This window comes from Enterococcus sp. AZ109, from assembly GCF_051714625.1.
Lineage (GTDB): Bacteria > Bacillota > Bacilli > Lactobacillales > Enterococcaceae > Enterococcus_A.
The window spans coordinates 2,665,001-2,677,714 of sequence record NZ_JBIOSF010000001.1 but is presented as its reverse complement, the minus strand read 5'-3'; the positions used below and the strand labels follow the sequence as shown (position 1 = coordinate 2,677,714).

The 12,714-nt window shown below is 36.4% G+C and carries 18 protein-coding genes (1 of these 18 running past the window's edge); 11 read left to right on the top strand and 7 right to left on the bottom strand.

The genetic code is table 11. The annotated features are described in order from the left end of the window. The 4 genes from IGI42_RS13095 to IGI42_RS13080 form a co-directional block, all read right to left on the bottom strand. Positions 1-279: a helix-turn-helix domain-containing protein gene (locus IGI42_RS13095; protein WP_438716310.1), complete on the bottom strand. Its 279-nt coding sequence runs from the start codon at positions 277-279 to the stop codon at positions 1-3. Beyond that, positions 279-827 (bottom strand): hypothetical protein, encoded by a 549-nt coding sequence (locus IGI42_RS13090; RefSeq protein WP_438716309.1) that lies wholly within the window; start codon positions 825-827, stop codon positions 279-281. The genes IGI42_RS13095 and IGI42_RS13090 overlap by 1 nt, the downstream gene beginning before the upstream one ends. Positions 828-902: 75 nt before the next feature. Then, on the bottom strand, positions 903-1,055 hold the full coding sequence (locus IGI42_RS13085; protein WP_438716308.1) for a hypothetical protein: 153 nt from the start codon (positions 1,053-1,055) through the stop codon (positions 903-905). A 42-nt stretch (positions 1,056-1,097) separates the two neighbouring features. Next, positions 1,098-1,328 carry a helix-turn-helix transcriptional regulator gene (locus IGI42_RS13080; protein WP_438716307.1) on the bottom strand — a complete coding sequence of 77 codons (231 nt, stop codon included), beginning with the start codon at positions 1,326-1,328 and terminating at the stop codon, positions 1,098-1,100. A 153-nt stretch (positions 1,329-1,481) separates the two neighbouring features. Here IGI42_RS13080 and IGI42_RS13075 point away from each other — a divergent pair, with 153 nt between their 5' ends. The 8 genes from IGI42_RS13075 to IGI42_RS13040 all read left to right on the top strand — a co-directional run bounded on the left by IGI42_RS13075 (position 1,482) and on the right by IGI42_RS13040 (position 7,903). After that, the gene (locus IGI42_RS13075; RefSeq protein ID WP_438716306.1) at positions 1,482-1,862 is read left to right on the top strand and encodes a helix-turn-helix transcriptional regulator; all 381 of its coding nucleotides are present in this window, start codon (positions 1,482-1,484) and stop codon (positions 1,860-1,862) included. Positions 1,863-1,867: 5 nt separating this feature from the next. After that, the gene (locus tag IGI42_RS13070) at positions 1,868-2,338 is read left to right on the top strand and encodes an ImmA/IrrE family metallo-endopeptidase (RefSeq protein WP_438716305.1); all 471 of its coding nucleotides are present in this window, start codon (positions 1,868-1,870) and stop codon (positions 2,336-2,338) included. 97 nt (positions 2,339-2,435) lie between these two features. Further along, positions 2,436-3,500 (top strand): type I restriction endonuclease, encoded by a 1,065-nt coding sequence (locus IGI42_RS13065; RefSeq protein ID WP_438716304.1) that lies wholly within the window; start codon positions 2,436-2,438, stop codon positions 3,498-3,500. A 79-nt stretch (positions 3,501-3,579) separates the two neighbouring features. Then, positions 3,580-4,131 (top strand): DUF4429 domain-containing protein, encoded by a 552-nt coding sequence (locus IGI42_RS13060; protein WP_438716303.1) that lies wholly within the window; start codon positions 3,580-3,582, stop codon positions 4,129-4,131. 47 nt (positions 4,132-4,178) lie between these two features. Further along, entirely contained in the window at positions 4,179-4,898 is a 720-nt protein-coding gene (locus IGI42_RS13055; protein WP_438716302.1) for a hypothetical protein, read from the top strand. A gap of 87 nt (positions 4,899-4,985) precedes the next feature. Beyond that, positions 4,986-5,792, top strand: coding sequence for a HipA family kinase (locus tag IGI42_RS13050; protein ID WP_438716301.1), 807 nt, complete (start codon positions 4,986-4,988; stop codon positions 5,790-5,792). A 2-nt stretch (positions 5,793-5,794) separates the two neighbouring features. After that, positions 5,795-6,610, top strand: coding sequence for a DUF3037 domain-containing protein (locus IGI42_RS13045; protein ID WP_438716300.1), 816 nt, complete (start codon positions 5,795-5,797; stop codon positions 6,608-6,610). Between the two features lie 150 nt (positions 6,611-6,760). After that, positions 6,761-7,903: a tyrosine-type recombinase/integrase gene (locus tag IGI42_RS13040; RefSeq protein WP_438716299.1), complete on the top strand. Its 1,143-nt coding sequence runs from the start codon at positions 6,761-6,763 to the stop codon at positions 7,901-7,903. 206 nt (positions 7,904-8,109) lie between these two features. Here the strand turns inward: IGI42_RS13040 and IGI42_RS13035 are convergent, their stop codons facing one another. Next, the gene (locus IGI42_RS13035; protein WP_438716298.1) at positions 8,110-8,865 is read right to left on the bottom strand and encodes an alpha/beta fold hydrolase; all 756 of its coding nucleotides are present in this window, start codon (positions 8,863-8,865) and stop codon (positions 8,110-8,112) included. A gap of 583 nt (positions 8,866-9,448) precedes the next feature. Between IGI42_RS13035 and IGI42_RS13030 the strand changes: the two genes are divergently transcribed. Beyond that, a complete protein-coding gene (locus tag IGI42_RS13030; protein ID WP_438716297.1) occupies positions 9,449-9,988 on the top strand; it encodes a LysM peptidoglycan-binding domain-containing protein in 540 nt (179 codons plus the stop codon). 45 nt (positions 9,989-10,033) lie between these two features. On the opposite strand, the gene IGI42_RS13025 is transcribed toward IGI42_RS13030, so the two are convergent. Beyond that, a complete protein-coding gene (locus IGI42_RS13025) occupies positions 10,034-10,681 on the bottom strand; it encodes an NIF family HAD-type phosphatase (protein ID WP_438716296.1) in 648 nt (215 codons plus the stop codon). A 137-nt stretch (positions 10,682-10,818) separates the two neighbouring features. Here IGI42_RS13025 and IGI42_RS13020 point away from each other — a divergent pair, with 137 nt between their 5' ends. Then, positions 10,819-11,793: a ring-cleaving dioxygenase gene (locus tag IGI42_RS13020; RefSeq protein ID WP_438716295.1), complete on the top strand. Its 975-nt coding sequence runs from the start codon at positions 10,819-10,821 to the stop codon at positions 11,791-11,793. 44 nt (positions 11,794-11,837) lie between these two features. Further along, on the top strand, positions 11,838-12,461 hold the full coding sequence (locus tag IGI42_RS13015; RefSeq protein WP_438716294.1) for a flavin reductase family protein: 624 nt from the start codon (positions 11,838-11,840) through the stop codon (positions 12,459-12,461). A gap of 50 nt (positions 12,462-12,511) precedes the next feature. On the opposite strand, the gene IGI42_RS13010 is transcribed toward IGI42_RS13015, so the two are convergent. Continuing rightward, positions 12,512-12,714 carry the 3' portion of an iron-sulfur cluster biosynthesis family protein gene (locus IGI42_RS13010; protein ID WP_438716293.1) on the bottom strand. Its footprint extends 151 nt past the window's final position, so only the last 203 of its 354 coding nucleotides appear in the window; its start codon lies beyond the right edge, outside the window — the gene reads right to left on this strand; the stop codon is at positions 12,512-12,514.

The window sequence follows — 12,714 nt, the reverse complement described above, 5'->3', positions numbered from 1 at the left end:
CTAGGCCTCCTTTACTTCGACGATCTTCTTTTCTGTAACTAAATCAAGAAAATCCACACCTAGTGCCATTGCTAATTTGATTAGCGTTGATAAATCCGGTCTTTGTTTACCTTCTTTATCATTTTTCAATAAACTAATTGTTGATTCTGAGACACCACTCTTTTTTGCTAACTCTTTGTTGGTCACTCGCAATGTAATATTCATGTACCAAGATAAGTTGTCCGAGATAGTTCTTGCTAAGTGTTGCGTTTTCTTTTCAGCGAAAGCAGATACGTTCATTAATTGTCACCTCCAAAATATCCTTCTTCAATCCATCGAGACATGTACCTTTCTACCAAATCCATTGATGAAATCCCTAACCGATCACATAAAGCAAATAGATATTGATTATTTACAATACAGACTTCCGCTTGTTCTCTAGCGAGTTCTAAGACTTCTTCACGGCTTTTCCCTTCTAACTTTTTGTGTTTGCATAGCGCTCGCCTCACTACTATTTCATCTTGCTTAGCGTCTCGTTCTTCTTCCTCAAGCTCTCGCAGATCGTCGAGATCAGCTAGATTCAATTCATACTCACCATCAAGTGCTGGTGGCATACCAAAATAGAAATAGCCCATCCATTGAGTCAGTGTAGAGTCATTAGCGATTTTAGATAACTTGACACCGTTGTCAGCAGTTACAGGTTTTGCGTTTACTTCTTTTGTCCAATCCGTTATGGTTTGCTGACTAACGTCCATATCTACCGAAACGCTTTTCTTAGCTACGCCCGTCCGCTTTAAAAAATCATTTAGTGGACCATTAAGTACCCTAGCAGTTGATTCCTTTCTCATACTACTCACCTCTCTCTGATTTATTTGACTAGTAATCAACAAAAACTTGCTACATAATTTAGTTAGGTTTCAAGCCTAGACAAATGCCGCCTCATCAAGCTCTCGTTGAAGATCTTTTCGAACTTCTTCTACTAAACGATCAAGTTGATCGTCCGTCGCTAGGAGTATAATGCGTTTCAAGTTCGGTCTTGCGTCTAGTACCGCTGCTATTTTTTGTTCTCTTGTCATTTTGTTACCTCCCCATTTCGGTCTATTTTATTTTTTACTCGCTTACTTAGTTCCATTAGTGTTTAACTCATATTTGTAGTTAAATGCTGCAAAAAAAATTTTCTCCTTGGGGATTTTAAAGAAGTCCTCAATGTGCTGCATTTGATGTGGTTTAGGATTTGTCCTACCAATTTCCCAGGAACTAATCGTTTTTTGCGAAACGTTAAGCTTTTTTGCTAATTGCTCTTGAGAAATACCACGCTCAGTTCGAATTTTACTCAGGTTGTTCTTCATTTTTCCATCTCCTTTCTTACTACCTTATGTAGTAATAATATACTACCTTTTGTAGTAAGTCAACTGTTTTTACTACTTTTTTTTGTATTAAACTACTTTTTATTCACTTTACTACAAAGTGTAGTATATAATCATTATGAAGGAGGTCTGCTCATGTTGAAAGAACGATTAAAGGAACTTCGAAAACTAAATGGATGGACTCAGGCTGATTTATCTAAAAAAGTAAGTGTTTCTCAACAAACTATAGGTAGTTGGGAAGTCGGAAGAGCTGAGCCAAACTATGATACTCTTACTCAACTCGCAGAATTATTCGGAGTAACAACTGACTATTTGTTAGGAAAAAATCAAGCACCTAAATGGGCAACTAAAGAAGAAGTGATTGAGTTGGATAAGATCCTGCAATCAAACGTGGGCATGGCCTACGGTGATGAAGGCCCTATGACTGATGAAGATAGAGAGCAAATCAATGATTTAATAGCTAGCTATTACTGGAGAAAGAAGCAAAAGAAATTGAAAAGTAAAAATCAGGAGTGATTCATATGGCACTACAATCCTCTAAATTACTGAAAATTGCTTCTCGCTTTGGTACATTCAATCCCTTTGCATTAGCAGAGTACCTTGACTTTGATATTGAGTACACCAACGATTTACCTGAGGATTACGAAGGATTAGCAGTATCAGAGTTAAAGGTGCTGTTTCTATCTGAGAAATTCCGAAACACTCGCTTTTGTTACTTCTTGTGTGCTCATGAACTTGTTCACGGAACCCGTCACAACGGTATTCAAGCCTATTACAATTTGAATCGTAAAACAAAAAAAGATTTGGAAAACGAAGCTGATGTAGGAGCCATAGCGTTACTGTGCAATTTCTATTTAGAGCTTTTCCCCGATGCAGAAAAAATTACTGTTGAATCAGTTGCAAATTATTTTGATATTGACGATAGTCTTTACGATTTAATAGAAAATGAGTTAAGAAAGATAATAAACCATAGATTTGGTCTTTCAATGTAAACGGTATCTGTTGCAATTACTATATTAGAATCATTGTGAATTGGTTATCTGCGCGAAGTTATTAACTACTTATAAAATGTAGATCGGAGTGTTTTATATGGAAATGGAGAAGTTTAAAGACGAATTAAAAACATTAGGAAAAAGAGTCGTTAAGTTAAAGGATAGTATCGGTTCTGAAGAAGCCACTAAAACTTCATTGATAATGCCTTTCTTCGCAGCGTTGGGATATGACCTTTTTAACCCAACCGAATTTGTACCTGAGTTTACAGCGGATGTTGGAATAAAAAAAGGGGAAAAAGTAGATTATGCGATTGTCTTAGAGGGCAAGCCCACTATTCTTATTGAAGCAAAATCAATAAACGAGGCTCTAACAAAACATGATTCTCAATTGTTCAGATATTTTGGGACCACAGAATCAAAGTTTGGAATACTTACCAATGGTCAAGAATACAAGTTCTTCACAGATCTTGATGAGCCAAATAAGATGGACCCAACACCGTTTCTTACTGTGGATGTGACCCGACTAAAAGATATTCAAATCCCAGAGTTAGCTAAGTTTCATAAGGACAATTTTGACGTGGATAAAATCACCAGTTCGGCAGCAGAATTAAAATACTTGAACTCTCTTAAGAGCTATCTTTCTAAAGAACTAAATGATCCTTCGGAAAATTTTATAAAATTTTTGCTTACAGAAATATATGAAGGGCGTCAAACAAAGCAAGTACTAGACAAATTTAAACCAATAATTAAAAAAGGTCTCAATCAATTCGTGACAGAACGTGTTAACGATAAAATAAGTGCTGCATTGAAGTCTTCAGCAGTAATTGAAGAACAAGAAACGAAGTCTAATTCAGACACAACTGATACTTGTGATGATGAGGTCGTTACTACTTCAGAAGAATTAGAAGCATACACAATTTGCAAGGTAGTTTTAAAAGATACAATTCCTTTAGACCGACTATTCTATAGAGATAACAGAAGTTATTTTAATATTTTGCTAGATGATAATATTAGAAAGTGGATTATTAGAGTTTGGTTCAATTCTAACGGAATGAAGATTGAGTTGAATGATGGAAACCATACGGTTTACGATTTAAACGAACCAATCGATATTTACAGTCATTCAAAAAGCATCATAGGTGTTGTCGAAACTTTCTTATAAATTTAATGACACGCATTGTTTCAAACCTGACGATACAGTCAGTGTCTATGATTTTTTGAGTAGAAAGGAGACCCCAAGAGTGGTTGATTGGAAAGATATCGGAAAAAAAGCATTGGACGTTACTAAAGAGGTCACTGAAAAAAGTGTAGACACTTTCCAAGAATGGAAAGATGACCCTGAAAGAATTGCTAAAGTCGAAACAAAAAAATCAGAAAAGAAAGTTGTTAAAGTAGAGAAAAAGCTTGAGAAGAAACAAAAAAGAGAGAATAGAAAATCTGTTGAAGAGAAGCATAATTCAAAAAAGACTTATATCATTAAGACTATCGGAAAGACTAGTATTGATCTCGCAGATACGGCTATCACAATTACTCGTAAAGGTTCATCACAGATTTTCAAAGGTGTAAATACCATTCCATACTCGAGCATAACTGCAGTTTCGTTTCAACCTGCAGGCTTAATTGCAAATGGCTATATTAAGTTTTCTGTAATCGGCGGAAATGGTCTTGCTGGTGGCTTATCCTCCGTTTCTCTTGATGAAAATTCGGTTATCTTTGCTAAAAAGTACAATAAAGATATGGAAGAATTGAAGGCGTATATCGATGATAAACTATCTGAAAACACTAGATTGTAATTATCTTGGGAACAGTACAGCAATTATTTAAATGGGAGGAATAACACATGAAAAAACTAGCTATATTACTTTTACTCTGCTCTGCCCTTCTCTTCGCTGCGTGTTCTAACAATGATACGGACAATACAGTAGATTCATCTGCAAAAGTAGAAACGAAAGCTAGTGAGGAAAAAGATGAGAAGGAAAAGAAATTAGCTGAAGAAAAAAAGAAAGCCGAACAGGCCGAAAAAGAGAAGCAAGAGTTGATCTCTCAGAAAGTTAAAGTAGCAGATGAAGCTATGAAGGCTGCTGAAGCTAATCCGACTGATGAAACTTACAATACAGCAAAGACCGCTGTTGAAGCAATACCAGATGGCAACGAAGAATTACAAAAAAGACTTGAAGCTGTAGCTGCAAACTTAGAAGTGATTAAGCAACAAGCAGCCGTTCAAGAACAGCAAACGCAACAGCAACAAACAGCCAATCCAGATCCAGATTTCATTGATGCTGATGGTAATGGCTTTGACGATCGTTCAGTTTTTAATGATCCAGCTGCTAGAGCAGAATATGCTAGAGGTGAAGCAGAAGCTCAACGACAATGGGAACAAGGACAACAAAACATTCAAAATGGCTATGATCCAAATGGTCAGCCACTTCTACCTGGTCAAGACCACGCTGCTGGCTCAAATCCTGACGGAACACCAGATTCTTGGGTGCAAGGTCAACTTGATAGATTGACTCCTGACGGTGGATACATGACTGACTATGGAGTAATTTATCCTGAATAGCATCACCCTCCCCTCCTGGCGCCGCCGGTTCGATTCCGGTATGGGGATTTGAATAGTTTTAGTGGGAAAAGAACGAGAGGAAAAGATATGATGAACAAAAAAAGACCTAAAGTTACATCAGTATCAGAAAAATTTAAAAACGGTACTACTCATCCTTTTTCTGTTAAAACAGATGACGACAAGATTTATGTTCTAAAAGGTATCCATGATGAGTGTACTAATAAGGCTTTAGTTAACGAGTTAGTTTCAGCAAGGTTAGCCGAACTTCTAGAATTACCAATTCCGCCACATTCAATTGTTGAATTGACGCAAGATGTGATATCTGAAAACACTGAGATGTCTTTGCTGAATTTTGTTCCTGGGCCCTGCTTTGCATCTGTATACATTAAAGGTAATCCTAGAATTAATCCAATGTACCTTGAGTCGATTACAAACAAATGCGATATTCCTGGAATAGTTCTATTTGATCAATTGTTGCTAAACACTGATCGTTCTAACAATGATGGCAATCTATATTACAATCCCAAAAAAAAGACCTTGATGATTATTGATCACACAAACATTTTTGGAGGTTTTCAATATTGGACCGTCGAAGATTTGAAACAAAGGATTAAAATTCCTCCATTAATTATTGAAAATTTGAATGGAAAACTTTATAGATATCTAGTACCATATGTTTATGGAAACAGTCCCTTTGATAAAATCGAAAAAAGGATTAATTCTATATCTAATGAAGACATAAGTAGACTTTTTTTAGACATTCCTTTAGAGTGGGGAATATCTGAAGAAGAAATCCTTACAATGCGCACTTTTATTACTCATCAAATTAGTCATTACAAAGAAATTTTACCTCAACTCAAGACTGTTTTTAAACAATGGAAAGGAGCCTACTAAAAATGAATAAGCATATCAAATTAAAATATTCAGTACTGCAGTATATGCCTGATCCAATTAGGAGAGAATCAATAAATGTAGGTATTGTTTTCCATTGTCCTGAACAATCTTGGAGTAAATTTGTTCAAATAAATAATAGGAATAGAATACGCGCCTTTGATGACGAATACGATTCTGATTACATTGCTCTTCAGTTTAGATCTATGCACTTTGAATTTGATTCAGATGTACTAGACGAGTATTCTGATCGTTTTGAAGATATCAACAAAGATTTCTTTTTAGAACAAAATACAAAATTTTACGTTAATGAATTTAGATTCCTTCCTGTTGAAACTATCAACTCTTCACAAAAGACTATCGAAAAAGATATTTTTGATTTAGAAAGAACATTTTTATATTATGATAGGCCTAAAGGAGAGCGAATTAACACTCAAGAAGTTCGAAGTCTTATGAAAAAACAACTCTCATTTTATAATGTCAAAAATGAGAATAAGGATAAACTTTTAGAAGCAGATTATACTAATCAAGATATTTTCGATTTTATTAGTGGAAATAATGCTTATAAGGCAATTTCATTTGACAAAAATAAAATTGGAAACCTATCGAATGAACTAAAGGTTTTCTCGTACGATTTACTGTCAAAAAAAGAATCTGTAAATAACTTCAGAATTTATATTATTTATGACAATAATTTAGACTCTGAGCTTTCATCAGCTAAGAACCAAGCTATTTTTAAAGAATTCATCTCTAAACTCAATAAAGAGTTCGATAATATTTACGCATTTCCTTTGTCTAAGTTTGCAGAAAATATAAGTTAAGCCTTCGGGCTTTTCTTTTATCACTCGAAACGAACATACGTTTGATTCGTCAACAGAAAATCAGATTTATCAACAGATATTGTGGATAACATTAGCATTATCCTTCTTTTTGTTGATTTATTAACACAAAATCAGAAAGGATGACTTAAGATGGCAGATCCAGTGAAACTAGACAATGGTAAATGGAGAATCAGATTTAAATACAAAGACCCTCTAACAAATGAGTGGAAAGACAAAATGATAACTAAAGCTACAAAAAAAGAGTTGAACGAATCCTATATTGATTTTCAATCAAAGGTTATGAAAGGTGAAGTTCTTCGAGATATTAAACTTCTCGATTTTTATGATACGTGGGTAGACACTTTTAAAGAAGGAAAAGTTACCGAGGGTAGGATGCAGAAAATCCGGATTACTAGAAAAAACTTACTAGATTTCTTTGGTGAAAATCAAACATTAAGAGGTGTGTCAAAGATAAATTATCAGAAGTGGATCAATTGGCTTGCTGAACCTGGCAATGTGAATGCAAAAGGGTTAGCAGTAGAAACCGTTGAAAACCGCCATGCTATCGCCAAATCAATGTTTATTGAAGCAATGGACATGCAGTACGTGCACTCTAATCCTACAAGAAATATAAAAATTGTCGGACAACAGGCAGTTCACAAATCAGAAAAAACAATTTCGTTTACCGACATGCAAAAGTTCAGAACATCTCTATTATCCCGAGAGGATACAGCAAGTAAATATTTCATTTTAACTCAAATGTATACAGGTTGCCGATATCAAGAAGTCGCAGCACTTGGATGGGAACATTTAAATGAAGAAGATGAAACAATTTCTATTCGTAGAGCATATAAGTATGATGGTGGTGTTAAGCGCTTCGGTTCTACTAAATCTGACGCAGGTATACGTGACACTGACGCTCCTGCTTACCTGTTCAAGCAATTAAATAAATTTCATATTAAACAAAAAGAAGCAATGCTATCAAGAAAATTGAGGAATCCTCAAAACTTGATTTTTGTAAACGATAAAGATGGCTGGCCAATATCAAACACAGCGGTTAATAATTATATAAAGGATACTTGCGAACTGGCGGGAATCAAGAGAATATCTAGTCATTCGTTCCGCCATGCTAAATCGGATTTTCTTATCATGGCAGAAGCCGATCCTATATACATTAAGAGTCAACTTGGACATAAAGAAATCACTCAATCTTATGAGTATGCTTCATCCACAAAAGAGAACAGAACGAAGAATAAACATAAAGCTGAGCAATTTTTACAAGACCTTATTTAGTAACCATTACCCAATAATTACCCAAAACATCTATTTATTTCGCTAAATACCTAGTTAGTAGAAAATAGCAAAATTCAGTAGATTAAATGGTTCTACATCAGTCTAAATCATACTAGAGCCGACAGGTGGCTTCATAGCAACAACAGCGAACTTTTCTCAACGAAAAGTTCTTTTTTTGTCCATTTCGTTCTTCAGACAATCGACTCCTAGCTATACTCACGGATAAACGCCGTAATCACTTCAGCGGTCTCAACTGCATTCGTTCCTATGCTGGGATGAGTTCCTTCATTAAATAAGCATACTTGAGCACGCGGAACCTCCTCAGCAATCGCCGCATATTCCTCTGCCAAATCCCTGCGCACCATTTGATCCTTTTTAGAGCCCGTTAGCAATAGTGGTACCTGCAATTCCTTCAGCGCTTTGACAAATAACGGTTTTTCCTGATCAATCAGTCGAACAAACGAATCCGTATCCTTTTCAACAATTTCCAGCCAGTCTTCGCCAATACACCATTCATAAAACTGAGCAGCTTCCGGCGTACTCACCGCTGCGCCTCTCTCAGCCAGCAATTCTTCCTTAAACCCCTCATGTAGCGTCCGCCCGTCAAAACTGTCTGCCGTTACACTTTTAACCTTTTCCGGAAGCAACAAGGCTACATTTAGTGCTACCCAGGCCCCGCCGCTGGTCCCCGCCAAATGAACGCCCTCCAGTTGCAACTCTTCTATTAAAGCACCTACTTGCTCCGCCTCGTCCTTCCACAATTCAGTGGGAAACTCTTCCACTCGATCTGACCGGCCATAGCCTAAAAAATCCAGCAAAATCACTTGAAACTCACCATAAAGTGGCAAAATCCCCTGAAACAGCTTTGATGATGACGTATTGCCGTGCAGCAGCACTACTGGCTCTCCGTGGCCCAAGACGTCATAATAAATTTGATATCCTTGGTAATTAAAGTAGCTCATTCTCCTCGCTCCTTGTCTATTCTTAGTTGAACAGATGAATAGCAAGGCTTAGCATTTTCAGCCTAAACTATCCTTAATCTGTTATCCATACTCCCATCATTCACACCTCCTCATTAAATTTGAAGCGCTTTCTTTATTCGATTATATCACGATTTTTTTCTGTCCCGCTACTATTGTAAAATAAGTGGTTCAATTTAGCTAACTTTGCAAACATTCTTCTAAATAGATCAGAAATATCCCGGTACTTAACGTTTTCTTATACATTTCAGGCACTTATTTTTTTGCGTTTTTCTTTAGATAGCTTTACAGAATTATGTCAATGTATCAAACGTGTGAACAATATACGAACGTACATTCTCTTAGGGGATAGTCATCTACTTTGTCGCCAAACCATTTAAACCGCTTTCCAGAAATTATTAAGTATTTCAAAAAAAAATATAATAACCGTTATTTTATTACATTTTTAAACGAACTTGTAATGTCCTGTTACAGTTCCTTCACCTATGAAATATAAAAGGATGTTAAAGTATGAATCGTAATCGAAAGCAATTAACGATAAAAACTTTTTGGAGGAATTTACCTAATGAAATTTGGAAAAGCATTATTACTTAGTACACTTATGGCAGCAGGCGCTTCATTAGCTTTTGGAACAAATGACGCACACGCAGCAGAAACTTATACAGTGGAATCAGGCGATACGTTATCTAAAATCTCAGCAAAATTTGTTGGTGATAACAGCCTAGTGAATTCAATTGCTGCTAACAACAACATTACAAATATGGACTTAATCTTCGCTGGACAAGTACTGAACATCGACACCGCTGCTCAAAATACAGCAGCACCGGTTCAAGAAACTGCTCCTGTCCAAGAACAAGCAGCTCCGGCAGCTCAAGCACCAGTAACCACTTCTTCTGCGAAAGAATGGATTGCCCAAAAAGAATCTAGCGGCTCTTACGATGCAACAAACGGACGTTACATTGGACGTTACCAATTAGATTCATCTTATTTAAATGGTGACTATTCACCAGCTAACCAAGAACGTGTAGCGGACCAATACGTGGCACAACGCTATGGCTCTTGGGAAGGCGCACAAGCATTCTGGATGGCTAACGGTTGGTACTAATAAAATAAAAAAGAGTCGAAGAAACTAGATTCTTCGACTCTTTTTTTACAGTAGTTCTTTTACTGCTGTCGGAATTTCTTTTGCGTCCTTTACAATTCGATCCGCACCAGCTAACTGTAATTCCTCAAGATTACCAAATCCATACAGTACACCGATACTAGCAATCCCATTTTCTTTGGCACCTTTAATATCAAACTCACGATCTCCTATCATCACAACTCCTGACAAATCCTCTGTTAAATGAGCCAATGCATCCTTTATAATAGTCGCTTTCCCTTCACGTTGACCATTCATGTCTGCCCCAAATATACCTGTAAAATAGCCAGAAAATCCTAATTCATTGATGATTTGTTCCGCATAAGGTGCTGGTTTAGAAGTCGCTAACCCCAATATATAGCTCTTTGAAAGTTCTGCTAGTGTATCAGCAATCCCTGGATATACTTCTAATTCATGAATGCCATGAGCTGCATAATAATCACGGTAGATCAGAGTTGCTTTTTGCGCTGCTTCTTTGTCCATGCCATATAGTTTACCCAGTGATAAGCTCAGTGGCGGTCCAATAAAACTACGCAAAACATCGTCCGCAGGAACTTCCAACTTCAAATCCTTTAACATATATGTAATCGAAGCTATAATTCCTTTACTAGAATCAGTCAAAGTTCCATCTAAATCAAATAATACAACTTTTTTCATCCAATTCCTCCTTCTTTTTCTTTTATCCTAGCTTTCTTTAGTGCAATTGGCAATAGTAAGCTAAATATTTGCTTTAATCAAGAATACTCTTTATACTTACTTTTAGTAAGATATTTAAATTCAAGGAGGAATTATTTATGGATACACAGATTCGCGGACTACATCATGTTACAGCTATGACTTCAAGTGCCGAAAAAAATTACCGATTTTTCACTGATATATTAGGACTACGTATGATTAAAAAAACTGTTAATCAAGACGACATTGAAACTTATCACTTATACTTTACTGATGATACAGGTGCACCTGGTACCGATATGACCTTTTTCGATTTTCCAGGCATTCCCCAAGGTAAAAAAGGAACAAATACTATTTCACGTACTGGTTTCCGAGTACCAAGCGATGCTTCCTTAGATTACTGGGTTGAGCGTTTTGACCAACTAAACGTCGAACACGGAGAAATTAACGAACGCTTTGGTAAAAAATATTTAGATTTCAATGATTATGATAATCAATTGTTCCAGCTAGTTTCTGATGAAAAAAATAAAGGCGTAGCAGCTGGTACTCCTTGGAAAAATTCAAATGTTCCAGCTGAGCATTCAATTATCGGCTTAGGACCAACAATTGTTACAGTTGCAAATTTTGATCATATGAAACTAGTTTTAGAAAATGTATTAGGTTTTAAACAAACTGCTGCTGAAGGTACCATGAGCCAGTTTGAAGTAGGAGAAGGCGGCAATGGAGCTACCATTATTGTTGATTTCCAAGACGATATATTACCAGCGCAAGAAGGTTTCGGTAACGTTCATCACTTGGCTCTGCGAGTAGCTGACGATGAAGCATTACAATACTGGATTAAAAAGATTAATGACTTAGAATTTCCAAATTCTGGTTTTGTTGATCGGTTCTATTTCCAATCTGAGTACTTCATGGCTGCACCGAATGTACTATTTGAATTAGCTACCGATGGCCCTGGTTTTTTAGAGGATGAATCTTACGAACATGCTGGTGAAATCCTTTCATTACCACCTTTCTTAGAACCAAAACGTAAAGAAATTGAAGATTACGTAAGACCATTCGATACCTCAGATGCAAACAAAAAACGTCAATAATTTAAAGCAGGCGATTTTCGCCTGCTTTTTTAAGGAGGCAGCTCATGATCCATTATTCATCAAATCAATTAACTACTAAGCAAAATTACAAATTCTTGACTGGCAGCATTATTCCGCGACCTATCGCTTGGATAACCACCGTAAATCCTGAAACAAAAATCATCAACGCAGCACCCTTTAGCTATTTTAATGTTGTTGCCAAAAATGTACCCCTTGTCAGTGTCTCAATCAATCGCCAGCCTGATGAACAAATGAAAGATACTGCAAACAACTTGCTTAAATCTCACGAAGGAGTTGTTCATTTAATAGACGACTCTGTTCTCCATGAGATGAATGCCACCTCAGCAAGCCTTCCAGCTGACATAGGAGAGCTTACTGATAGTCAGCTAACACTGATTGACAGCCGCTCTATTCAAGTTCCAGCGATCAAAGAAGCACCAATAAGAATGGAGGCAAGATTACACCAATATTTGGAAATAAAAGACCACGAAGAACAGGTGATTAGTGATTTCTTTATCTTGGAAATCATAGACTACTATTTCTCAGAAGAAGTATTTGATATTGAAAAGGAATATATTTTACCTGAAAAACTATCTCCTATTGCACGTTTAGCTGGTGATAGCTACAGCCACATAAATAATATCGTTGACATCAAACGACCTAAATAGAAATACCCCCTAACCGAATTTAAGTCGATTAGGGGGTATTTCTATTACAACTATTTCTGATCTCGAAGATCAATAATTTGAACATTGCCATCAATTAAACCGCTCGTCCCATTGAGCTTAGTCAATCCTCGCTGCTTATCAAATTCCAGCTTCATTTTTTGATCCAAATGCATCACTGAATGATCTTTAACAAGAATTTCACCTACATTGCTTTCAATAGGGATTTTATAATCGGAACGATCTTGATCCTCTC